The sequence below is a fragment of the Aeromicrobium sp. Root344 genome (genome assembly GCF_001425755.1).
Classification (GTDB): domain Bacteria; phylum Actinomycetota; class Actinomycetes; order Propionibacteriales; family Nocardioidaceae; genus Aeromicrobium.
Map to the genome: position 1 here is coordinate 3,396,629 of NZ_LMDH01000001.1, position 22,942 is coordinate 3,419,570.

At 68.1% G+C, this 22,942-nt stretch carries 24 protein-coding genes; 21 read left to right on the forward strand and 3 right to left on the reverse strand.

What is annotated here, in order from left to right:
• The first annotated feature begins 160 nt into the window (after positions 1-160).
• On the forward strand, positions 161-802 hold the full coding sequence (locus ASC61_RS16700; RefSeq protein ID WP_056215845.1) for an HAD family hydrolase: 642 nt from the start codon (positions 161-163) through the stop codon (positions 800-802).
• Here the strand turns inward: ASC61_RS16700 and ASC61_RS16705 are convergent.
• Entirely contained in the window at positions 799-1,269 is a 471-nt protein-coding gene (locus ASC61_RS16705; protein WP_056213769.1) for a hypothetical protein, read from the reverse strand. The two genes, ASC61_RS16700 and ASC61_RS16705, sit on opposite strands and share 4 nt — an antisense overlap.
• A gap of 21 nt (positions 1,270-1,290) precedes the next feature.
• Entirely contained in the window at positions 1,291-2,136 is an 846-nt protein-coding gene (locus ASC61_RS16710) for a RecB family exonuclease (protein ID WP_056213772.1), read from the reverse strand.
• A gap of 65 nt (positions 2,137-2,201) precedes the next feature.
• On the opposite strand from ASC61_RS16710, the gene ASC61_RS16715 reads away from it, so the two are divergent.
• The 4 genes from ASC61_RS16715 (at position 2,202) to ASC61_RS16730 (ending at position 6,358) form a co-directional block, all read left to right on the forward strand.
• Entirely contained in the window at positions 2,202-3,131 is a 930-nt protein-coding gene (locus ASC61_RS16715) for a site-2 protease family protein (protein ID WP_056213776.1), read from the forward strand.
• The gene (locus ASC61_RS16720; protein ID WP_056213779.1) at positions 3,128-4,018 is read left to right on the forward strand and encodes a tRNA (adenine-N1)-methyltransferase; all 891 of its coding nucleotides are present in this window, start codon (positions 3,128-3,130) and stop codon (positions 4,016-4,018) included. Before ASC61_RS16715 ends, ASC61_RS16720 begins: the two co-directional genes overlap by 4 nt.
• Positions 4,019-4,124: 106 nt before the next feature.
• Positions 4,125-5,849 (forward strand): proteasome ATPase, encoded by a 1,725-nt coding sequence (gene arc / locus ASC61_RS16725; protein WP_056215847.1) that lies wholly within the window; start codon positions 4,125-4,127, stop codon positions 5,847-5,849.
• 5 nt (positions 5,850-5,854) lie between these two features.
• On the forward strand, positions 5,855-6,358 hold the full coding sequence (locus ASC61_RS16730; RefSeq protein ID WP_235503581.1) for a GNAT family N-acetyltransferase: 504 nt from the start codon (positions 5,855-5,857) through the stop codon (positions 6,356-6,358).
• Here ASC61_RS16730 and ASC61_RS16735 read toward each other — a convergent pair.
• The gene (locus ASC61_RS16735; RefSeq protein WP_056213784.1) at positions 6,347-7,270 is read right to left on the reverse strand and encodes a DMT family transporter; all 924 of its coding nucleotides are present in this window, start codon (positions 7,268-7,270) and stop codon (positions 6,347-6,349) included. The genes ASC61_RS16730 and ASC61_RS16735 overlap by 12 nt on opposite strands.
• Positions 7,271-7,328: 58 nt before the next feature.
• Between ASC61_RS16735 and ASC61_RS16740 the strand changes: the two genes are divergently transcribed.
• The 16 genes from ASC61_RS16740 (at position 7,329) to ASC61_RS16815 (ending at position 22,920) form a co-directional block, all read left to right on the forward strand.
• Positions 7,329-7,943 carry a TetR/AcrR family transcriptional regulator gene (locus ASC61_RS16740; RefSeq protein ID WP_056213787.1) on the forward strand — a complete coding sequence of 205 codons (615 nt, stop codon included), beginning with the start codon at positions 7,329-7,331 and terminating at the stop codon, positions 7,941-7,943.
• A gap of 4 nt (positions 7,944-7,947) precedes the next feature.
• Positions 7,948-9,450, forward strand: a complete 1,503-nt coding sequence (gene dop, locus ASC61_RS16745; protein ID WP_056213790.1) for a depupylase/deamidase Dop — start codon at positions 7,948-7,950, stop codon at positions 9,448-9,450.
• Positions 9,451-9,454: 4 nt separating this feature from the next.
• The gene (locus tag ASC61_RS20150; protein WP_056213793.1) at positions 9,455-10,225 is read left to right on the forward strand and encodes a lytic transglycosylase domain-containing protein; all 771 of its coding nucleotides are present in this window, start codon (positions 9,455-9,457) and stop codon (positions 10,223-10,225) included.
• 181 nt (positions 10,226-10,406) lie between these two features.
• Positions 10,407-10,601 (forward strand): ubiquitin-like protein Pup, encoded by a 195-nt coding sequence (locus ASC61_RS16755; protein WP_056213795.1) that lies wholly within the window; start codon positions 10,407-10,409, stop codon positions 10,599-10,601.
• Positions 10,601-11,416: a proteasome subunit beta gene (prcB, locus tag ASC61_RS16760; RefSeq protein WP_056215852.1), complete on the forward strand. Its 816-nt coding sequence runs from the start codon at positions 10,601-10,603 to the stop codon at positions 11,414-11,416. The genes ASC61_RS16755 and prcB overlap by 1 nt, the downstream gene beginning before the upstream one ends.
• 13 nt (positions 11,417-11,429) lie before the next feature.
• Entirely contained in the window at positions 11,430-12,125 is a 696-nt protein-coding gene (gene prcA / locus ASC61_RS16765; RefSeq protein ID WP_056213798.1) for a proteasome subunit alpha, read from the forward strand.
• Positions 12,126-12,410: 285 nt separating this feature from the next.
• Positions 12,411-13,124, forward strand: a complete 714-nt coding sequence (locus tag ASC61_RS16770; RefSeq protein WP_056213801.1) for a phosphatase PAP2 family protein — start codon at positions 12,411-12,413, stop codon at positions 13,122-13,124.
• Positions 13,118-13,741, forward strand: a complete 624-nt coding sequence (locus ASC61_RS16775) for a DedA family protein (protein WP_056213810.1) — start codon at positions 13,118-13,120, stop codon at positions 13,739-13,741. Before ASC61_RS16770 ends, ASC61_RS16775 begins: the two co-directional genes overlap by 7 nt.
• 73 nt (positions 13,742-13,814) lie before the next feature.
• On the forward strand, positions 13,815-15,176 hold the full coding sequence (gene pafA, locus ASC61_RS16780) for a Pup--protein ligase (RefSeq protein ID WP_056213813.1): 1,362 nt from the start codon (positions 13,815-13,817) through the stop codon (positions 15,174-15,176).
• 69 nt (positions 15,177-15,245) lie between these two features.
• Entirely contained in the window at positions 15,246-16,169 is a 924-nt protein-coding gene (locus tag ASC61_RS16785) for an FKBP-type peptidyl-prolyl cis-trans isomerase (protein ID WP_056213816.1), read from the forward strand.
• 12 nt (positions 16,170-16,181) lie between these two features.
• Positions 16,182-17,153 carry a helix-turn-helix transcriptional regulator gene (locus ASC61_RS16790; RefSeq protein WP_056213819.1) on the forward strand — a complete coding sequence of 324 codons (972 nt, stop codon included), beginning with the start codon at positions 16,182-16,184 and terminating at the stop codon, positions 17,151-17,153.
• Between the two features lie 76 nt (positions 17,154-17,229).
• Positions 17,230-18,186: a helix-turn-helix transcriptional regulator gene (locus ASC61_RS16795; RefSeq protein WP_056213822.1), complete on the forward strand. Its 957-nt coding sequence runs from the start codon at positions 17,230-17,232 to the stop codon at positions 18,184-18,186.
• Between the two features lie 21 nt (positions 18,187-18,207).
• Positions 18,208-18,435, forward strand: a complete 228-nt coding sequence (tatA, locus tag ASC61_RS16800; RefSeq protein ID WP_056213825.1) for a twin-arginine translocase TatA/TatE family subunit — start codon at positions 18,208-18,210, stop codon at positions 18,433-18,435.
• A 3-nt stretch (positions 18,436-18,438) separates the two neighbouring features.
• The gene (gene tatC, locus ASC61_RS16805; RefSeq protein ID WP_235503582.1) at positions 18,439-19,263 is read left to right on the forward strand and encodes a twin-arginine translocase subunit TatC; all 825 of its coding nucleotides are present in this window, start codon (positions 18,439-18,441) and stop codon (positions 19,261-19,263) included.
• A 16-nt stretch (positions 19,264-19,279) separates the two neighbouring features.
• Complete coding sequence (locus ASC61_RS16810) at positions 19,280-20,158, forward strand: diacylglycerol kinase (protein ID WP_056213831.1); 879 nt, start codon at positions 19,280-19,282, stop codon at positions 20,156-20,158.
• Positions 20,159-20,193: 35 nt separating this feature from the next.
• Positions 20,194-22,920, forward strand: a complete 2,727-nt coding sequence (locus ASC61_RS16815; RefSeq protein WP_056213833.1) for a DEAD/DEAH box helicase — start codon at positions 20,194-20,196, stop codon at positions 22,918-22,920.
• The last annotated feature ends 22 nt before the right edge of the window (positions 22,921-22,942 follow it).

Consider the following 22,942-nt stretch of genomic DNA (forward strand, 5'->3'; position numbering starts at 1 on the left):
CTCGGGAGCTCCCGAACTTAGTCCCACCAGTATCTCACGACGGGCAACGTCGCGCCCGGACCTTCGCCCGGCGTGGACATGCTGTCGACCGGACGGCGTCCCCGCGCCAGCCACTGGACGCGGACGCTGCCGGTTGGTCGCCCTGTTCTACGGTGGATACGTGACTCAATACGCCGCCGTCCTGTGGGATCTCGACGGCACCATCGTCGACACCGAGCCGCTCTGGATGGCTGCCGAGCACGCCCTGGCGGCGGAGCACGGGAAGATCTGGACCGAGGAGGACGGCCTCGCGCTCGTCGGCAACTCGCTGATCAAGTCGGGCCACTACATCCGCGAGAAGCTCGAGATCGACATGTCGGCCGAGGACGTCGTCGACTACCTCGTGCAGCAGCTCGCCTCGGCCCTGTCGGACCACATCGAGTGGCGACCCGGCGCTCGCGAGCTCATCGAGGCACTCGACTCGGCCGGGGTGCCGCAGGCGCTCGTCACGATGTCGTACGCCCTGATCGCCGACCCTGTCGCCGCCTCCTTGCCGTTCAAGGCCGTCGTCACCGGCGACATCGTCTCGCGGCCCAAGCCGTACGCCGATCCCTACCTCCTGGCGGCAGAGCTCCTTGGCGTCGATGCCCAGGACTGCCTCGCGATCGAGGACTCCGGCACCGGCGCAGCGTCAGCCAACGCGGCCGGCTGCGACGTGCTCGTGGTGCCGCACTTCGTCAACGTCGACGAGGCGGAGCGCAGGGTCCAGATCCCGACGCTCGAGGGCGTCAGGCCCGAGGACCTCGACCCGTTGTTCGTCTAGCGGTTGAACAGCCCGCTGAGGAAGCCCTTCTTGCGGTGCCACCCGTGCTGCTCGAGGAACGTGAACAGCGGCTCCTTGATGCGCTTGGTCGAGAACGAGTAGGTCACCGGTGCCATCGAGACGCCGTCGTCGGTCTTGTTGACGCCGCCGAGCTCGAAGCTGAACTCCTTGCGGGTGCTCTTGCCGGAGAAGAAGCTCTTCTCGAAGCCCGCTCCCTCGGCATCGGCCGATGCGGCAGTCTCGGTGTGGAGCTCGTTGAAGTCGAACGTGCCCTTGTCGACGTCGAACGTCACGGTGATGCGGAAGTCCTTGTCGATCGAGGTGATCTCGGTGGGATAGAGCGAGGTCGCCTTGACGATGTCCCACGTGCCGACGATCGTGTCGCCCTCGACGGCGTACGAGAACGGTTCGCCCGGGTCGTTGAGGGTCGGGACAGCGGCGAGGACTTCGGCCAGAGGTGTGGTCATGGCCAGAACGGTAGTGGGATCTCAGGACGCCTGTGGCACGTTCACGATCTCGAACAGCGGCATCTCCGGGGGAGTGCCGCCGAACTCGGGACACAGCGCCTGGTGGGCGCACCAGCCGCAGAGCCCGCTCTTGCGTGGCGGGAAGTCGCGCAGCTCGATGGCTCGCTCGATCGCGGACCACAGGGCCACGAGCTTGCGCTCGGTCGCCAGCAGCTCCTGCTCCTCGGGCTCGTAGGTCAGCAGCGTCCCGTCGCCGAAGTACATGAGCTGCAGCAGTGTCGGGATGACTCCTCTGGTGCGCCAGATGACCAAGGCGTAGAAGCGCATCTGGAACATCGCCTTGTCCTCGAACCGCGGATTGGGGCCTCGGCCCGTCTTGTAGTCGACCACTCTGATGCGACCGTCGGGCGCGATGTCGATGCGGTCGACGATGCCCGCGAACGTGACGCCCGACTCGAGCTCGTAGCCGACCCGCTCCTCACGGGACGCGGGCTCGAGCCACCGCGGATCCTCCATGTCGAAGTACGTGCGCAGGAGGTCGACGGCCGAGGCCAGCCACGCCGTCTCGTCGGCCGCTTGGTCGGCGGTGAACAGCTCCGCCAGTCTGGGCTCCTCGGCGCGCAGCTTGTCCCACTCACCGGGCAACAGCTCGACGGCGCGGTCGAGCGTACGACCGGGAGCCGGCTCGCCGAACAGGTCCTCGAGCACGGCGTGCACCAGGGTGCCTCGCACCATGACCGGGTCGGCCGGTTCGGGCAGCCGGTCGATCGTGCGGAACCGGTAGAGCAAGGGGCAGTTCTGGAAGTCGCCGGCACGGCTCGGTGACAGCGACCGGCGCACGGTCAGCGGGGTGTCGGAGTCGTCCATGCCAGCACAGTAGTTCGGCCCACCGACGAATCGAATCACGCCACGCAACCCGATAGGTTGTCTCGGTGAGCTCACCCCCGCAGCCCGGCACGTGGCGTCTCGGTCGCCTTGCCGGCGTCGACCTGCTGATCCGGCCGTCGCTGCTGGTCATGGGCGTCGCGCTGGTGGTGCTGTTCGCCTCGCGGTTCGAGGATCGCACCGATTCCAATCCGTACGTCCTGGCCACCGCATTCGTGCTGGCGCTCTACGTGTCGGTGCTGATCCACGAGCTGGCGCACGTCGCGGTGGCTCGCGGGTTCCGCATGCGCGTCCACTCCGTCACGCTGCACCTGCTGGGCGGCGAGACCCTGATCGAGGGTGAGAGCCGCACGCCGTGGCAGGAGCTGTCGGTCTCGATCGCCGGTCCGCTGGCGTCATTGGCGATCGGCCTCGCCTGCTTCGCGCTCGAACCCACTCTCGACGGCACCTCGGCCGACGTCGTCAGTGCCGTCGCCCAGGTCAACATCCTCGTGGCGATCTTCAACATGCTTCCTGGGCTGCCGCTGGACGGCGGCCGGGTGTTCCGGGCGATGATCTGGCAGCTCACGGGTCGCGAGGAGGCCGGCATCCGCGTCGCCGCGTGGCTCGGTCGCCTCACCGCAGTCGCCGTCGTCGCGTACGCGCTCACGCGCAGCGACGAGCCCAGCTTCGAGATCGATGTCGTGATCGCCGTGCTGATCGGGTGGTTCCTGTGGCAGGGAGCTGGCGATGCCCTCAGCCACGCCGGCCGCTCCGCGCGGATCAACGCCCTCGACGCCCGGAGGATCGGGTTCCCCGGCGCCACCCCTCCGCCCAACGCCGCACAGCTCTCGGCCGACCTCCACGGCGCCGAGCTGCTTAAAGCCATGGCCGCGCGGCCCGCCGAGGCGTACGCGCTGGTCGAGGCCGACGGAACGATCTACGGCGTGCTCACTGCCCGAGCCGTCGACGAGGCCTACAGAGCAGGACGACGATGACCTCCTTCATGCGCAGCGGACCGCTCGAGCCGGGCGAGTGGGTACGCCTGACCGATCCCAAGGGCCGCAAGCACAACGTCCAGCTCGTCGCCGGTGCGGAGTACTCGACCAAGAAGGGCCAGCTCAGCCACGACGCGATGATCGGCCATCCCGAGGGCATCGTCATCGAGTCGTCGATGGGCGCGCCCTACCAGGTGTTCCGCCCCCTGCTGTTCGAGTACGTCGTCTCGATGCCGCGCGGCGCCGCGATCATCTATCCCAAGGACGCCGCACAGATCGTCGCCCAGGCCGACATCTATCCCGGTGCCCGGGTCGTCGAGGCCGGTGCCGGGTCCGGCAGCCTCACGTCCTACCTCTTGCGCGCGATCGGGCCCGAGGGGACGCTCGGCTCCTACGAGATCCGAGAGGACTTCGCCGAGAACGTGGTGCGCAACGTGCACCAGGTCGCGGGCCCCAACCCGCCCGGCTGGACGCTGACCGTCGGCGACGTGCGCGAGGTCATCACCGAGACCGAGATCGACCGCCTGATCCTCGACATGGTCGACCCATGGACCTGCATCCCGCTCGCCGCCGAACGGCTCGTGCCCGGAGGCATCCTGTGCGCCTATGTCGCGACCACGACCCAGCTCTCGCGGTTCGTCGAGACCGTACGCGAACAGGGCGGGTTCACCGAGCCGCGCGCCTGGGAGACGCTGGAGCGCGACTGGCACCTCGAAGGCCTCGCGGTCCGCCCCGACCACAAGATGAACGGCCACACCGCGTTCCTCGTGACGGCTCGCAGGATGGCACCCGGGCAGACATCGCTGGAGAAGTCCCGACGGCCGGCACCCGGCGCATATGGCCCGGACTACCACGGTCCGCGGCCGGCCGGCTTCGTCGCCGAATAGCGCCTCGGTCGCAAAGTCATCCAAAAGACACTTTCGCTGTGTCTGAGATGACAACCGCATCCGTGGCGTTGACGGGTAGGGTCAGGTGTACGAGCAGGAGGTGGCCATGACCGACAACGAGTCCATCCAGTCGAGCGAATCCCAGCAGGAGCTCGCCTACTTGCGCGCGGAGGTCGAGCACCTCAGGCGCCGGCTCGGTTCCGAAGGATCCACCGACTCGCGGCTCTCCGAGCTCGAGGCCAAGCTGGCGGCGACCAGCTCGCAGAACGAGCGCCTGACGTCGACGTTGCGCGAGGCGCGCGACCAGATCGTGACGCTCAAGGAAGAGGTCGACCGGCTGGCCCAGCCGCCGACCGGCTTCGGCACGTTCCTGCAGCGCAACGACGACGAGTCGGTCGACGTGTTCACCGGCGGCCGCAAGCTGCGGGTCAATGTCAGCCCCTCGGTCGACAAGGAAGCCCTGCAGAAGGGCCAGGAAGTCATCCTCAACGAGGCCATGAACGTCGTGATGGCACTCGACTTCGAGCTCGTCGGCGAGGTCGTCTCGCTCAAGGAGATCCTGGCCGACAACGAGCGCGCCCTGGTCATGGGCAACGCCGACGAGGAGCGCATCGTGCGGCTCGCCGAGTCGCTCGAGGGCATCAAGCTGCGCCCCGGCGACTCGCTGCTGCTCGACTCCCGGTCGGGCTACGTCTACGAGCGCATCCCCAAGAGCGAGGTCGAGGACCTCGTGCTCGAAGAGGTGCCGGACATCGACTACGAGTCGATCGGTGGCCTGCGCCAGCAGATCGAGTCGATCCGCGACGCCGTCGAGCTGCCCTACCTGCACCCCGAGATCTTCATCGAGCACGAGCTCAAGCCGCCCAAGGGCGTGCTGCTCTACGGCCCTCCAGGCTGCGGCAAGACCATGATCGCCAAGGCGGTCGCGGCGTCACTGGCCAAGAAGGTCTCCGAGCGCACCGGTGAGGAAGGCCGTTCCTACTTCCTCAACATCAAGGGCCCCGAGCTGCTCAACAAGTACGTCGGCGAGACCGAGCGGCACATCCGCCTGGTGTTCCAGCGCGCCCGTGAGAAGGCGAGCGAAGGCACCCCCGTCATCGTGTTCTTCGACGAGATGGACTCGCTGTTCCGCACCCGTGGCTCAGGCGTCTCCTCGGACGTCGAGAACACCATCGTGCCGCAGCTCCTCAGCGAGATCGACGGAGTCGAGGGCCTGGAGAACGTCCTGGTCATCGGCGCCTCCAACCGCGAGGACATGATCGACCCGGCGATCCTGCGACCCGGCCGCCTCGACGTCAAGATCAAGATCGAGCGCCCCGACGCGGAGTCGGCGACCGACATCTTCAGCAAGTACCTCACCGCCGGCCTGCCACTGCACGCGGACGACCTCGCGGAGTGGGGCGGTGACCGTCAGGCCTGCGTGACCGGCATGATCCAGCGCACGGTCGAGCGCATGTACACCGAGTCCGAGGACAACCAGTTCCTCGAGGTCACCTACGCCAACGGCGACAAGGAAGTCCTCTACTTCAAGGACTTCAACTCCGGAGCGATGATCCAGAACATCGTCGACCGAGCCAAGAAGATGGCGATCAAGGACCTGCTCGAGCACGGTCACCGCGGCCTGCGGGTGCAGCACCTGCTCCAGGCCTGCCTCGACGAGTTCAAGGAGAACGAGGACCTGCCCAACACGACCAACCCCGACGACTGGGCGCGGATCTCGGGCAAGAAGGGTGAGCGCATCGTGTTCATCCGCACCCTCATCTCCGGCAAGAGCGGCAACGAGCCGGGTCGGTCGATCGACACCGTGGCCAACACCGGTCAGTACCTCTGACGCCGTTGTCCGTCGAACCACCTGCCGCGAGCCTGGAGCTGCGCGCCGCGTCCTACGACAGCGCGGACGCGCAGCTCCTCACGGCCGAGGTGCAGCAGGAGTACGTACGGCGCTACGGCGGCGAGGGCGACACCGCGCCGGTCGACACGTCGGAGTTCGACGGTGACGGCGGCCGGTTCTTCATGGTCTACGTCGACGACGTGCCTGCGGCCATGGGCGGCTGGCGCCGCCACGAGCCGCTCGCCGAGTGGGACGACGCCGAGATCAAGCGCATGTACGTACGCCCGGCGTTCCAGCGTCGGGGGCTGGCCCGACTGATCCTCGCCGAGCTCGAGCGCACTGCGGCCGACGCCGGCGTCACCCGGCTGATCCTCGAGACCGGGCTGGAGCAGCCTGAGGCGATCGCCATGTATCGCTCGGCCGGCTACGACGACATCCCGCCGTTCGGCTACTACGCCGAGGCCGAGCTCAGCGTGCACCTCGGCAAGATCCTCAGTTCACCTTCCTGAACCCGCGTTCACAGGTGATTCCTCGGTGACGGCCCGCCGGGACCGGCCCGCCGACGTCAGCGCAACGATGACTCCCACCGCCGAGACCAGCATGCCGGCCAGTCCCGCTCGCGAGAGCTGGTCGCCGAACATCAATGCCGCCCAGACCATCGTGGTCGGCGGGGTCAGGTAGAGCAGCGTGCTGGCGTAGGTCGCCCCTTGCGTACGACTGACGAACAGATACGTTCCATAGCCGCCGAAGCTCGAGAGCAGGACGACCCAGGCGATGGCGGCCCAGAACGCCGGGGGAGTCGCCGAGCCTGCAGTCCCCTCGAAGAGCGCCAGCAACCAGAACGCCCCTGCCGCGGTGACGGTCTGGACCGTGATCGAGGCCAGCACCGACTCCCTGGGCCGCCACCGCTGCTGCAGGACCGTGCCCAGCGAGAGCGAGAGCATCCCGACGAACGGGAGGACGTACGCCCACCACGGCGCGTCGCCTGCCTCGAGGTCGCCGCCGACCACCAGGAGCACGCCCGTGAGGCCCAGCACGAGTCCCAGGAGCTGCGCGACGCGAGCGCGCTCGGCCAGGACGAGCGCCGCCAACGCGATGACCACCAACGGCTGCATCGAGGCGACCAGGGCGGTCGTGCCGGACGGCACGCCGAGGCCGACGCCACTCACGGTCATGCCCAGGTAGACCGCTTGGCACAGCAGTCCCAGCACGACCTGACGACGGAGGCCGGACCGGTCGATGCGCTCGCACCGCCACGCGCACAACGCGACGAGAATGCCGCCTGCCACGAGGTAGCGCCATGCGAGCAGGGCCGAGGCAGGCGCCTGTCGAGTGCCGAGCTCGGCGCCGATGAAGCCGGAGCTCCACAGGACGACGAGGGCGATGGACGGCAGAACCCGTGAGCGGCGATCAGTCAGCATGCCGCCAGATAAACATACCGGTCGGTATACTCGCAGTGTAGATCGCGAAGGAGTTTCCATGACGACCGTCACCCAGCCGACCATGACCCCGACTGCGCACCGCATCCTCGACACTGCGGCCGGCCTGTTCTACGAGCACGGCCTGCGAGCTGTGGGGGTCGAGCGCATCGCCGACGAGGCCGAGACGACCAAGAAGACGATCTACGACCGGTTCGGGTCCAAGGACGGACTCATCACCGCCTACTTGCGTCAGCGGTGCGACCGGTGGCACGACTACGCGACGGCGTACGTCAAGGAGCACCAGCCCGAGCCGGGACCGGACCGGGTGCTGGCGGTGCTCGACGCCCTGGACAGCTGGATGGCGGTCAACTCCCGCGGGTGCGGGTTCGTCAACGCGTACGCCGAGCTGGCCGGCACGGGGCACGAAGGCCTGCCGATCATCGCCGAGGAGAAGATCTGGACCCGTGACCACTACGTCGCGCTGCTCTCCGAGATGGACATCCCGGACGCTGCACGCCGTGGCCGTGAGGTGGCGCTGGTGCACGAGGGAGCCATCGTGCAGCTGACAGCCGGGGCACAGCCTGAAGCGATGGCCGATGCCCGCGCCTTGGTCGGCCGGCTCGTCGCCGACGGAGTCGCCGCGCGTGACGCCACCGCGGGGACCGTAGGCTGAGCGCATGACAGTGAGGCGCGTGCAGGGGAGTGAGGTCGAGTACGGCATCGCGGTGCAGGGCCAGCCGCACGCCAACCCCATGGTCGCGTCGACGCACGTCGTCAACTCGTACGCCGCTGCGCATGGGCTGACCCGCAGGGCCCGCTGGGACTTCGAGGAGGAGAACCCATTGCGCGACGCGCGAGGGTTCGACCTGAGCCGCGAGGTCGCGGACCCGTCGCAGCTCACCGACGAGGACATGGGCCTGGCCAACATCATCCTGACCAACGGCGCCCGGCTCTACGTCGACCACGCGCACCCGGAGTACTCCAGCCCCGAGGTCACGAACCCGCTCGACGTCGTGCTGTGGGAGAAGGCCGGCGAGAACGTCATGCGCCTCGGTGCCGAGCTCGCCGCCAAGATCCCCGGCACCGCCCCGATCGTGCTCTACAAGAACAACGTCGACAACAAGGGCGCGTCCTACGGCGCACACGAGAACTACCTGATGCGCCGGGACGTGCCGTTCGACCAGATCGTCGAGCACCTCACCCCGTTCTTCGTCTCCCGCCAGGTGTTCACGGGCGCCGGCCGGGTCGGGCAGAAGCAGGACGGCAGCGTCCACGCGTTCCAGATCAGCCAGCGAGCCGACTACTTCGAGGTCGGCGTCGGGCTCGAGACGACGCTCAAGCGGCCCATCATCAATACCCGCGACGAGCCCCACGCCGACCCCAAGAAGTATCGCCGCCTGCACGTCATCATCGGCGACGCCAACTGCTCCGAGACCGCGATCTACCTCAAGCACGGCACGACGTCGATCGTCCTGGCGATGATCGAGGCGGGCTTCCTGACCCGCAGTCTCGCCCTGTCGGCGCCGGTCACCGCGTTGCACGACATCTCGTACGACCCCACGCTGACGCAGAAGGTCGAGCTCGAGGACGGCCGCACCGTGACAGCCCTCGAGCTGCAGGGCGAGTACCTCCGTCTCGCCAAGGAGTTCGTGGCCCGCGAAGGATCCGACGAGCAGACCGACGACGTCCTGCGCCGATGGGAGAGCGTGCTCGACCGCCTTGCCCGCGACCCGATGGAATGCGTCCGCGAGCTCGACTGGGTCGCCAAGCTCGCGCTGCTGGAGCGCTATCGCGAGCGCGACGGTCTCGACTGGGACCACGCCAAGCTGCACCTCGTCGACGTCCAGTACCACGACATCCGGCTGCACAAGGGCCTCTACCACCAGCTCATCCGCACCGACCGCATGGACCGGCTGCTGACCGAGGAGCAGATCGCCGCCGCCGTCACCGACCCGCCGCGCGACACCAGGGCGTACTTCCGCGGCATGTGCCTGGCTAAGTTCTCCAAGGACATCGCCGCCGCGTCGTGGGACTCGGTCATCTTCGACCTGCCCGGGCAGGACTCCCTGCAGCGCATCCCGACCATGGAGCCACTGCGTGGCACCGCCGAGCACGTCGGCCGCCTCTTCGAGACCAGCAACACCGCCAGCGAGCTGTTCGCCGCCATCACGGGTCGATGACGCCGTGTCGGACCAGACAGCTCGCAGGGAGCGACGCATCTCGGCGTTGATCGCGCTCGTCGCCGTGTGTGGGGTGGCCGGGCTCGTCATCTCTGCAGCCCTGCTCGCGAAATCGCCGCCAAGCGCCCCGCGCGCCCAGCCGACACCCACGACGACGATGGCGCCGGTCAAGCCCGTGTCCGAGCCCGTCGCACCTTCTCCGGTACCTTCGGGCGAGCACATCGCGACGTCGTGGCTGACGACCACCTCACGGCAGACCGGTATCGGGACGGTGGCACTCGAGGCGTACGCGCTGGCGTCGGTGCGCCTGGAGCGCGAGCGGCCGAGGTGTCACATCGGCTGGACGACGCTGGCCGGCATCGGCGCCATCGAGTCCGGGCACGGCACCAACGGCGGCAGCCGGGTTCGTGCGGACGGCACGACCACCCGCCCCATCATCGGGCCGGCACTCGACGGTTCGGCCGGCACAGCGCGCATCCCGTCCGACGAGGAGTCGGAACGCTGGCACGGTGACACCGGCTGGGACCACGCCGTCGGACCGATGCAGTTCATCCCGTCGACCTGGCGCACATGGGGCTCGGACGGCAACGACGACGGCACCGCCGACCCCAACAACATCATCGACGCGGCATACGCCGCCGGCCGCTACCTGTGCGCCTCGGGCCGCGACATGCGTACGGGACAGGGCTGGACGCAGGCGATCTTCTCCTACAACCACTCCGAGGACTACGTGCGCAACGTCGTGGCGCGCGCCAACTCGTACGTCAAGCGCTGAGGTTGGAGGCGGACGGGGACCCTCTCCTGGAATGGTGCTCGGTCCCCGCCCGCTGACGTCGTGGCTGTGTGCTCAACCAGACGTCCTGTCGCCCCGTACCCGACGGCGCTGCGCCCAACCGTGCCTCAATCGAATCGTCGAGGTCACGCCGCGTCTGGCCCGGCCGGGATAGGGTTGGGGCATGTCCGAACAGCAGCACAAGAGCACCCGCAAGGCGAGCGAGCCCGAGGCGCAGGCCGACACCACCGAGGTCGACGCCGAGCGCAAGGAGAAGCTCGACGACGACGTCGACTCGATTCTCGACGAGATCGACGACGTGCTCGAGGAGAACGCCGAGGAGTTCGTCCGCAGCTTCGTGCAGAAGGGCGGACAGTGATGCTGCCTGATGGCACTCGACTGTCCGAAACCTCGTCCTTCGCCGACTACCTCTCCGTCAGAGCTCCCGACCTGCTGCCCTCTGCCCGCGTGACCGATGCCGGCAGCCTCGCCGGCGTCACCCACGGCACCACGATCGTCGCCGCGACGTTCGACGGGGGAGTCGTGATGGCCGGCGATCGCCGCGCCACGATGGGCAACGTCATCGCACAGCGCGACATCCAGAAGGTCTTCCCGACCGATGAGTACTCCTGCGTCGGCATCGCCGGCACGGCGGGGCTGGCCGTCGAGATGACCCGGCTGTTCCAGGTCGAGCTCGAGCACTACGAGAAGATCGAGGGCACGGTGCTGTCGACCGACGGCAAGGCCAACCGCCTCGCCGCGCTGATCCGCAACAACCTCGGCATGGCCATGCAGGGCCTCGCCGTCGTGCCGCTGTTCGCCGCCTACGACCTCGACGCCGGCGTCGGACGCATCTTCGCCTTCGACGTCACCGGCAACCGCAACGAGGAGCGAGCGTTCCACTCCGTCGGGTCCGGCTCCACGTTCGCGCGCGGCTCGCTCAAGAAGCTCTACCGCGAGGGCATGAGCGAGACCGACGCCGTGACCGCTGCGATCCAGGCGCTCTACGACGCGGCCGACGACGACACTGCCACCGGCGGCCCCGACCTGGCCCGCCGCATCTTCCCGATGGTCGGTGCGATCACCGCCAACGGCTACCGCGCCTATTCCGAAGACGAGACGGCTGCGATCGCCGACCAGGTCATCGCCGCCCGCATGGGTCGGCCCGACGGCCCCTCGGCCCCCCTGACGTGAGAGGACCGACCCGATGACGCAACCGTTCTACGTCTCGCCCGAGCAGCTGATGAAGGACCGGGCGGACTTTGCCCGCAAGGGCATCTCCCGGGGCCGCAGCGTGGCCGTGGTCCTCTATGACGACGGCATCCTGTTCGTCGCGGAGAACCCGTCTCAGGCGCTGCACAAGATCAGCGAGATCTACGACCGCATCGGCTTCGCCGCGGTGGGCCGCTACAACGAGTTCGAGAACCTGCGCATCGCCGGCGTACGCCTCGCCGACCTGCGCGGCTACTCCTACGACCGTCGGGACGTCACGGCGCGCGGCCTCGCCAACGCATACGCACAGACACTCGGCACGATCTTCTCCTCCGGCGGCGAGAAGCCCTACGAGGTCGAGATCTTCGTCGGCGAGCTCGGCGACGAGCCGGCGCAGGACCAGATCTACCGCCTGATGTACGACGGGTCGGTTGCCGACATCCAGGGCTTCGGCGTGATGGGTGGCCAGAGCGAGCTCGTCGAGACCTACCTCGGTGAGCACTACCGGGCCGGGATGACGCTTCCCGAGGCGATCCGCGTGGCCGTCACAGCGCTCGGGCAGGACACGACACCCCCGCGCAGCGTGGAGGCCTCGGCGCTCGAGATCGCCGTCCTGACGCGTTCTCGCACCCAGCCGCGCAAGTTCCGCCGGCTGAGGGACGCCGACGTCGTGGCAGCCCTCGAGAGCTGATCGACCGGCGCATCGCGCCACGAGCAGCGGCTCCGGCCGAGGTGATCCACCTCACCTGTGTCGAAGTGGAAACAGCACTCCGGTTGTGATTGGATAAGTGGAGACACTATCCGCATAACCCTGGAGTCCTCCATGACCGCCTCGACGATGCTCGAAGCCGACTGAGGCCTGACGATGTCCATCACCGCCTGGCACTCGCCCTTCACGACCCCGAACCCCACTCGACACAGTGGTGTGGCGGAGCGAAGTCCTGCGGTACGACAGAGGCTGCGCATCCATCCCGGAGTGCGCGAGGTCGTCCTCCTTGCGGCTCTCTGGTTCGGCTACAGCGCGAGCCGCATGCTGGCCGACAAGGACCTCGGTGTCGCCCGTCGCCGGGCCGCCGACATCCTCGACGTCGAGCGATTCCTGCACCTCAACGTCGAGTCGTCGGTCAACTCGGCACTCTCGGCTGTGCCGTCGATCGCGGTGCCGATGTCGTTCTGGTACGCGTCGCTGCACTATCTCGTGACGCCGGCCGTGCTGGCCTTCATCTTCTGGAAGCACCGCAGCGACTACCGCCGCGCGCGCAACGGACTCGTGATCGGCTCGGCGATCGGCCTGGCGGCGTACGTGCTGATCCCCACCGCGCCGCCGCGCCTGATGGGCGGCTACGTCGACACGCTCGCACAGTCCGCCGCATATGGCTGGTGGTCCGGGCACGCCTCGGCACCGGCGGGGCTCGGTGGGCTCACCAACGAGCTTGCCGCGATGCCCTCGCTGCACGTCGGGTGGACCGTCTGGGTGGCCTGGGCCATGTGGCGCTACGTCAAGCGCACCGGTCACATCGTGTCCCTGCTCTACGTCGCGGGCACGACGCTGGTGGTCATCGCCACCGGCAACCACTGGCTGCTCGACGCGGTGGCCGGCGCCGCCGTGGTCGGGATCGGGATCTTCGTCGCGACCAGGCGGTCGCCCGTCACCTCACCTGAGCCTGCTGAGCCGACGCCGTCATGGTGACGTCGCTGCTGGGATTCGTCTTCGCACTCGCGGAGTCGGGCCTCGGCCTCGGCGCGGTCCTGCCCGGTGAGGTGGCCATCTCGAGCCTGGCGACGAACGTCGACGGTGTGCTGCCGCTGGTGCTCCTCGGTGTCGCCGTGGCGCTCGGTGCCAGCGCAGGAGACCACCTGGGCTACGTGATCGGGCGGGTGAGCGGGCCGCGTTTGCGCAGCTCACGGCTGATCGCCCGGCTCGGGCTCGACCGCTGGGACCGGGCATCGGAGCTCATGCAGGCCCACGGCTTCTGGGCGATCCTGGTGAGCCGCCTGCTGCCGTTCGTCCGCACCGTCATGCCTGCCGTCGCAGGGGCCGCACACCTGCGCTACCCGCGTTTTGCCCTGGCATCAGTGCTGGGAGCCGTCGCCTGGTCGAGCGTCTGGGTCGGCGCCGGCGCCGGCCTCGCCGCAAGCGGGCTGCTCAACAACACCCCGCTCGTCGTCGTCACAGTGGCCGCCGTGGTCGCCCTCGCGGTTGCTGTCAGGGTCGTGCGCAGGCGCCGCCGGCCGGCCGTACCCGCCGATCCAGGTGTCCTCGAGGCGCTGGGCGACCGGGTTCCCGAGCCGACCTGCGTCGGCTGACGCGTCGCGCTACAAGTCGATGACCTTCGCGCGCCGCACCGCAGCCGCTGGCGCGCGCGACTAGGCTGGCGTCATGGACCGGCGGATCTTCGGTATCGAGAACGAGTACGGCGTGACGTGCTCGTTCAAGGGCCAGCGCCGGCTGTCGCCCGACGAGGTGGCCCGCTACCTGTTCCGCCGCGTCGTCTCGTGGGGCCGCAGCAGCAACGTGTTCCTCCGCAACGGCGCCCGTCTCTACCTCGACGTCGGCAGCCACCCCGAGTACGCGACCCCGGAGTGCGACGATCTCGTCGACCTGGTGACCCACGACAGGGCAGGGGAGCGCATCCTCGAGGGCCTCATGATCGACGCCCAGAAGCGGCTCGCCGACGACGGCGTCGAGGGCGACATCTATCTGTTCAAGAACAACACCGACTCGGCCGGCAACTCCTACGGCTGCCACGAGAACTACCTCGTCAGCCGACAGGGTGAGTTCAGCCGTCTCGCCGACGTGCTGATCCCATTCCTGGTCTCGCGGCAGATCATCTGCGGTGCGGGCAAGATCCAGCAGACGCCGCGCGGCACGATCTTCTCGGTCAGCCAGCGGGCCGAGCACATCTGGGAGGGCGTCTCCAGCGCGACGACCCGGTCGCGGCCCATCATCAACACCCGCGACGAGCCGCATGCCGACGCCGAACGATTCCGCCGGCTGCACGTCATCGTCGGCGACTCCAACATGAGTGAGACCACGACGCTGCTCAAGGTCGCGACGACCGATCTGGTGCTGCGCATGATCGAGGGCGGCGTGTCGATGCGCGACATGACTCTCGACAACCCGATCCGCGCCATCCGCGAGATCGCCCACGACATGACCGGCAGGCGCAAGGTGCAGCTGGCCAACGGCCGCGAGCTGTCGGCGCTGGAGATCCAGGCCGAGTACTTCGGCAAGGCGGCCGAGTTCGTCGACAAGCACGGGCTGCACACCCCGACGATCACCCGAGCCCTCGATCTCTGGGAACGTACGCTCAAGGCCGTCGAGTCCGAGGACCTGTCGCTCGTCGAGCGTGAGATCGACTGGGTCATCAAGTACAAGCTGCTCGACCGCTACCGCAACGTGCACGGGCTCAGCTGGGGCGACCCACGCATCGCGCAGCTCGACCTCGCCTATCACGACATCCGGCGTGACCGCGGCATCTTCTACCTGCTCGAGAAGAAGAGCGCCGTCGCCCGCGTGACGAACGACCTCGACGTGTTCGCCGCCAAGTCCATTCCGCCGCAGACCACGCGGGCGCGCCTGCGTGGCGACTTCATCAAACGAGCCCAGGAACGCCGTCGCGACTTCACGGTCGACTGGGTCCATCTCAAGCTCAACGACCAGGCGCAACGCACCGTGCTGTGCAAGGACCCCTTCAGGTCGCACGACGAGAGGGTGCAGCGGCTGATCGACGGGATGTGACGACGGACGGCTTGCCCGCTGTCGTTAGGATGGCCGACGATCTGTTTTCCCACCGCGAAGGTCGTTCCCGTGCGTCGAATTCTCCTGGCAGCTGTTGTTGCCTCCAGCCTCGTTCTCGCTGGATGCGGCGGCAGCAGCGACTCCGGCAGCGGAGGTCTCGACGACGTCAAGGTCAGCTCGGCCAAAACGCCCAAGGTCACTGTTGCCAAGGGCTTCAAGGTCAAGAAGACGACGACCAAGGTCCTCAAGAAGGGCGGCGGCGACGAGGTCGCCTCGGGCGATTCGCTGAAGATCAGCCTCGCGGGCGTCAACGGCACGACCGGCAAGCAGTTCGACAGCACCTACGCCAGCGGCAAGCCGGTCACGTTCACGGTCTCCGACGGCGGCGTGCTGCCCGGTTTCGTCAAGGGACTCGTCGGCCAGAAGGTCGGCAGCCGCATCCTCGTGGCGATCCCGCCCAAGGACGGCTTCGGCGACGCAGGTCAGCCGTCCTACAACATCAAGAAGGGCGACACGATGGTGTTCCTCTTCGACATCGTCGCCAAGGTCCCCACCGAGGTCACCGGCACGAGCAAGAAGCTGCCGTCCGACCTGCCCAAGCTCAAGCTCGACGCCGACAAGCACCCGGCCGGCTTCACCAAGACCAAGACGATGGACAAGAAGCAGACCAAGGTCAGCGCCGATGTCGTGATTCAGGGCAAGGGCGCCGAGGTCAAGTCCGGCCAGACCCTGACGGTGCAGTACGTCGGTCAGGTCTACCCGACCGGAACCGTCTTCGACGAGTCGTGGTCCAAGCAGCCCGCGTCCTTCCAGATCGGTGGCGAGGGCCTCATCAAGTGCTGGAACCAGACGCTGATCGGCCAGAAGGTCGGCAGCCGCGTCGTCATCGTCTGCCCGCCCGACTCCGCCTACGGCGACAAGCCCCCGGCCAACAGCAAGATCGGCAAGGGCGACACGCTGATCTTCGCGGTCGACTTGCTCGACGCTTCCTGACATCCTCCTGACATGGCCGAACGCAAGACCGAGAGGTTGATGAACCTCATCTTCGCGTTGCTGGTCAGTCGCCAGTACCTCACGAAGGACCAGATCCGCGAGTCGATCGCCGACTACCGCGACTCGACGCCGCAGGCGTTCGACCGCAAGTTCGAGCGCGACAAGGAGGAGCTGCGCGAGCTCGGCATCACCGTCGAGATGGGCCAGAACGACAAGTACTTCAACGACGAGCCCGGCTATCGCATCCGCCGGGACGAGGCGGAGCTGCCTGACCTCGAGCTGACGCGCGAGGAGGCCGCCGTGATCGGGCTCGCGACGCAGGTCTGGGAGCACGCGGGTCTCGCGAGCGAGTCGACGACGGCCCTGGTCAAGCTCAAGGCCATCGGCGTCGATGTCGACACGAGCGTGTTGCGCATGGCCGAGCCCAAGCTGTCGACCGACGAGCCGTCGTTCGACAGCATGTGGGAGGCCGTCACGCGACGCATCCCGATCTCGTTCGTCTACGCACGACCCGGCCGCGAGCCCATGGAACGCCACCTGCAGCCGTGGGGCATCATCTCGTGGCACGACCGCTGGTATGTCGGGGGCTTCGACCTGGATCGCGACCAGGTCCGCATCTTCAGGCTTTCCCGTGTGGTGGGCGAGGTCGAGACCATCGGGGCTCCCGGGTCCTACGAGGTGCCCGAGGACGTCGACATGAAGGACATCGCCCGAGAGCTGTTCCCGCCGGCGTCCGACATCGCCGCGGTGCTGCAGATCCGCGCCGGTCGCGGGCAGTCGCTCCGCCGGCTCGCCGAGAAGGTCACGCCGTTGAGCGATGAGCTCGACGAGGTGGAGATCCGATACTCCTCGCGCTGGGAGCTGGCCTCCGAAGTGGCGTCGTACGGCCCCGACGTCGTCGTCGTGTCACCTCCGGACGTACGCGAGGCCGTGATCGAGCGGCTCAAGGCGGCTGCACAGGGCAGTCTCGAGGTCGGGGCATGAGCGAGCGTCAGCGAGCGAACAGCGAACTCCTCATGCCGATGCCTCCCAACCGTGGGCTTTTCAGGGAGGCAACGGCATGAGCAGATCGCGCCAGCAGGTGGTGCGAATGCTCGCTCTGGTGCCCTACCTCCAGGGCAACGACGGCATCCCTGTCAACGAGGTTGCCGCCGAGTTCGGCGTCACCCCCAGGGTCATCCGCGATGACCTGCGCCTGCTGATGTACACCGGCACGGGGGAGTACGCCGGCGAGCTCATCGACTTCGACCTCACTGCCCTCGAGGAGGACGGCGTCGTCCACATCCGTGACGCCGAGTTCATGACGCGGCCGCTGCGCATCAGCGCGCGCGAGGGCGTGGCGCTGATCGTGGCACTCCGCACGCTGCGTGCCTCGGCGAGCGGCTCGGAGCTCACGGTGATCGACAGTGCGTTGGCCAAGCTCGAGAGCGCCGTCGGCGACAGCGCAGCCGCTCCCGTCGACGTCGTCGTCGACGAGGTCGATCCGGCCATCCACACGTCGATCGTGCACGCCCTCGCCAACGGCAAGCGCCTGCAGCTGACCTATGCGACCGTGGCGCGGGACGAGCAGTCCGTACGCGCCGTGGACCCACGCCGCCTGTTCACCGAGCAGGGCAAGCTCTACCTCGAGGCGTGGTGTCTCCGGGCAGAAGACCTGCGGTTCTTCCGGCTCGACCGGGTCATCGATGCACAGGTCACCGACGTCGACGCCGAGGACCACGACGTCCAGGAGCGCGACCTGTCCGACGGCATCTTCACGGTGGGTGAGGCAACCCCCTACGCCCTGGTCGACCTGCACCCGCGAGCGCACTGGCTGACCGAGTACTACCAGGTCGACCTGCTCGAGCAGAGTGCCGACGGCGTCTGGCGCGCCAAGCTGTACGGCGCGGACTGGGCCTGGCTGCGGCGGCTCGTGCTGCGCAACGCCGGTTCGGTCACCGTGATCGAGCCGCCCGAACTCGCCCGAGACGTGTCCGAGCAAGCTGCACTTGCGCTTCGCGCGTACGATGAGCAGTGAATCGTCCCTCTAGGAGTAGCCATGTTCCGCCAGATCGGCCCCACTGAGATCCTTGTCGTGCTCGGAGTCGTGCTGCTGCTGTTCGGCGGCAAGAAGCTGCCCGAGCTCGCTCGCGGGTCCGGCAAGGCGCTCCGCATCTTCAAGACCGAGGTCAAGGCGCTGCACGACGACGATGACGACGAGGTCAAGCCGGCATCGCTCGAGACCGTGCAGGCTGTCGAGCCGGACAAGAAGCCCGAACAGGCCTGACGCTTGGCGCTTCGGCGCGGCAGTGCCACTCCACCCGGTGGCACGATGCCGCTGGTCGGCCATCTCCGCGAGCTCCGTCGGCGACTGGTCATCGCCGTGCTCGCCATCATGGTGGGTACGATCGTCGGCTGGATCATCTATCCGCAGGCCTTCGACTTCCTCAAGCAGCCGTATGTCGACGGCATCAAACCGCTCCTCGAGCGCAAGGGCTTCCAGGCTGACCTCGTCCTCAACGGCGGAGTGGGAAGTGCTTTCAGCTTCCGCCTCAAGCTCGCCCTCAGCATCGGGCTCGTCATCTCCAGCCCGGTGTGGATCTGGCAGATCTGGGGATTCATCCTGCCCGCCCTGCACCGCAACGAGAAGCGCTGGGCCTTCCTCCTGACGGCGACCGGCGCCCCGTTGTTCGCCGGGGGCGTCGTGGTCGGCTACCTCGTGCTCCCCAAAGGCATCCAGGTCCTCATCAGCTTCGCGCCGGAGTCGGTCGACGTGCTGCTGTCGCTCGAGGACTACCTCAACTTCGTCATCCGCACCGTGCTGGTCTTCGGCGTCGCCGCAGAGATCCCCCTCGTCGTGGTGATGCTCAACAGGCTGGGCCTGGTCAGCGCACGGCAGCTCGCGCGAGCACGTCCGTGGACGATCATCGGGATCTTCGTGTTCGCCGCGGTCGCCACGCCGAGCACCGACCCGTTGACGATGCTGTTCCTCGCCGCGCCGATGACGGTCCTCTACCTGATCTCCGAGGTCATCGCGAAGCTGACGGATCGCAAACGGGCCAAGGCGATCCCTGCCGAGCTCGCCGACGACGAAGCGTCCTCGCTCGACGACTAGCCTCTAGTCTTCTCGCATGCATTACGCGCTCGTCGTCAACCCGACTTCCGGCAAGCGGCACGGCGAGGCCATCGCCGCGCAGGCCGCCCAACGGCTCGGGCACGCCGGCCACGTGACGACCCGGATCCAGGGCGAGGACGCGTCGACCGCCCGCGACCAGCTCAAGCAGGCGATCGACAGCGGTCTTGACGGCGTGATCGTCGTCGGGGGAGACGGCGCCCTGCACGGCGTGCTCGACCACGTCGCCGACTCGGACCTCGCGTTCGGCCTGATCCCCGCAGGCACGGGCAACGACACCGCCCGCTCGCTCGGCATCCCGGTCAAGGACGTCGACGCTGCAGTCGACCTGATCGTCGCGGGACACGTCCGTACGGTCGACCTGGCCCGTACGGGTGAGGCCTGCGTCGCCACGGTGATCGCGTCGGGCTTCGACTCCAAGGTCAACGAGCGCGCCAACGCCATGGCCTGGCCGCGGGGCAACATGCGCTACAACCTCGCGATCCTGGCCGAGCTGCGCGAGTTCGAGCCGCTGGAGTTCACCCTGACGCTCGACGGCCACACGATCGAGCGCGAGGCGATGCTCGTGGCGGTGGGCAACGGGCCATCGTTCGGCGGCGGCATCCGCATCTGCGAGGGCGCCTCGATGGACGACGGCCTCCTCGACGTCGTGGTCATCAATCCGGTCAGCAAGACCAAGCTCATCCGGGTGTTCCCCAAGCTCTACAAGGGGACCCATGTCACGATGCCCGAGTTCGAGCGCCACCTGGTCCGCGAGGTGACCCTCTCGTCGCCCGGCATCGTGGCGTACGGCGACGGCGAGCGGCTGGGCCCGCTGCCCATGACGACGACCGTGCAGCCCGGCGCGTTGCGCGTCTTCGCGCCGGCCGCGCCGTGACGGGTGGATCACCCGTTCGCGCGTAGGCTGGAGGCATGACCAGCCCGGCCGAGAAGTACGCCCATTCCCGCGCCTCCCGGGCCTATCCGCACCTGGCGGCGTTCCGCGGTCACTACGCGTTCGACCTCGACGACTTCCAGGTCGAGGCGTGCAAGGTCGTCGAGGATGGTCACGGCGTGCTCGTGGCGGCACCGACCGGGTCGGGCAAGACGATCGTCGGCGAGTTCGCGGTGCACGTGGCCCTCGAGACCGGCCGCAAGTGCTTCTACACGACGCCGATCAAGGCGCTGTCCAACCAGAAGTACGCAGACCTGGTGGCCCGTCACGGCGCGGAGAACGTCGGCCTGCTGACCGGCGACAACACGATCAACGGCGAGGCACCCGTCGTCGTGATGACGACCGAGGTCCTGCGCAACATGCTCTATGCCGGGTCGCGGACGCTCGACACGCTCGGCTACGTCGTGATGGACGAGGTGCACTATCTCGCCGACCGCATGCGCGGGGCCGTGTGGGAAGAGGTCATCATCCACCTGCCCGAGTCGGTGTCGGTCATCTCGCTGTCGGCGACCGTGTCCAACGCCGAGGAGTTCGGCGACTGGCTCACCGAGGTCCGCGGCGACACCGTGACGATCGTCGAGGAACGACGCCCCGTGCCGTTGCACCAGCACGTGCTCGTCGGCCGCAAGATGTTCCCGCTGTTCGAGTCCAGCGCCGACGACCAGGGAGTCGAGGTCAACCAGGCTCTGACCCGCATCGCCCGCGACGACTGGCAGTTCACCCGTATGCACAAGGGCCGGCCGGGCAAGGGCGGCAAGCGGCCCCGCAGTCGGCACCGCACGGCGAGCCGGGTCGAGGTCGTGGAGCGGCTCGACGCCGAGGGGCTGCTGCCGGCGATCTGCTTCATCTTCAGCCGGGTCGGTTGCGACGCGGCGGTCAAGCAGTGCCTCGACGCGCGACTGACGCTCACGACGCCCGAGGAGCAGGCCGAGATCGGCGCCCTCGTCGACGCCACGTGCTCGCACCTGCCCGAGGACGACCTCCATGTCCTGGGCTACTACGAGTTCCGTGACGCCCTCGTGCGCGGCATCGCCTCGCACCATGCCGGCATGCTGCCGACGTTCAAGGAGTGCGTCGAGCTGCTGTTCAGCGACGGCCTCGTCAAGATCATCTTCGCCACGGAGACGCTGGCGCTCGGCATCAACATGCCGGCCCGCTCCGTCGTCATCGAGAAGCTGTCGAAGTGGAACGGCGAGACCCACGCCAACATCACGCCGGGGGAGTACACCCAGCTCACGGGCCGCGCCGGTCGCCGCGGCATCGACGTCGAAGGACACGGTGTCGTGCTGTGGCAGCCTGGGCTCGACCCGAAGCAGGTCGCCGGGCTCGCCAGCACTCGGACGTACCCGCTCAACTCCTCGTTCCAGCCGTCCTACAACATGGCGGTCAACCTCGTCGGACAGGTCGGCCGGACGATCGCCCGAGAGCTGCTGGAGCAGTCGTTCGCGCAGTTCCAGGCCGATCGCGCCGTCGTCGGGCTCGCCACGCAGATCCGTCGCGCCGACGAGGCGCTCGAGGGCTATCGCGAGCAGGTGGAGTGCGACAAGGGCGACTTCATGGAGTACGCCGCCTTGCGCCGCGAGCTCAGCGAAATCGAGGCCTCCGGCTCCAAGGCGCGCAGGGCCGCCGATCGCCAGGACGTCGTCGAGTCACTCGTCAAGCTCAAGCCGGGCGACGTCATCAACGTCCCGGTCGGCCGGTGGGCGGGCATCGCCGTGGTGCTCGACCCGGGCCGTACGACCGACACCGACGGGCCGCGGCCCATGGTGCTGACCGCCAACCGGCACGCGCGCCGGCTCGCAATGGTCGACTTCAACACCCCTGTCGCGCCGATCACGACGATGCGCATCCCCAAGTCGTTCAACGCCCGCAACCCGCAGTCCCGCCGCGACCTGGCGTCACAGCTGCGCAACCGGGCCGAAGGCGTCGCCTGGCGGCAGGACAAGCCGTACCGGGAGAACATCTCCCGCGAGGACCCGCGCATCGCGTCGATCCGCGACAAGCTGCGCAACCACCCGTGCCACAGCTGTCCCGACCGTGAGAAGCACGCTCGCTGGGCCGAGCGCTACTTCAAGCTCGAACGCGACACCGCCAACCAGCGCGGCCGCATCGAGTCTCGCACCAACACCGTCGCGCGGCAGTTCGATCGGGTCTGCGAGGTGCTCGACGTGCTCGGCTACCTCGACGGCGACCAGGTCACGGCCGACGGCAAGCGCCTGCAGCGGCTCTACAGCGAGCTGGACCTGCTCGTCAGCGAGTGCCTGCGCGGGAACGTGTGGGACGGTCTCGAGGCTGAGGAGTTCGCCGCGGTCGTCAGCGGACTCACGTACGAGTCACGCAACGCCGACGACGCGCCGGCGCCGCGCTATCCGACCGAGGCCTTGCGCACGGTCGCGGACACCATGACGACGCTCTGCACCGACCTGCAGCAGCTCGAGCGGGAGCACCGGGTGCGGTTCCTGCACCAGCCAGACTTCGGGTTCGCGCACGCGGTGTGGCAGTGGAGCATGGGCGCGTCGCTCGACGACGTGCTGGGCCAGATGGACCTGGCGGCCGGCGACTTCGTGCGCGCCATGAAGCAGCTGATCGACGTCGTGGCGCAGATCGCCGACGCGGCCGGACCCGGCGCGCTGCGGGACACCGCCCGCGAGTCGCTCGACCTGCTGCGCCGCGGCGTGGTCGCCTACACCAGCGTCACGAGCTGAACGATCGGTCCTTGAGCTTGTC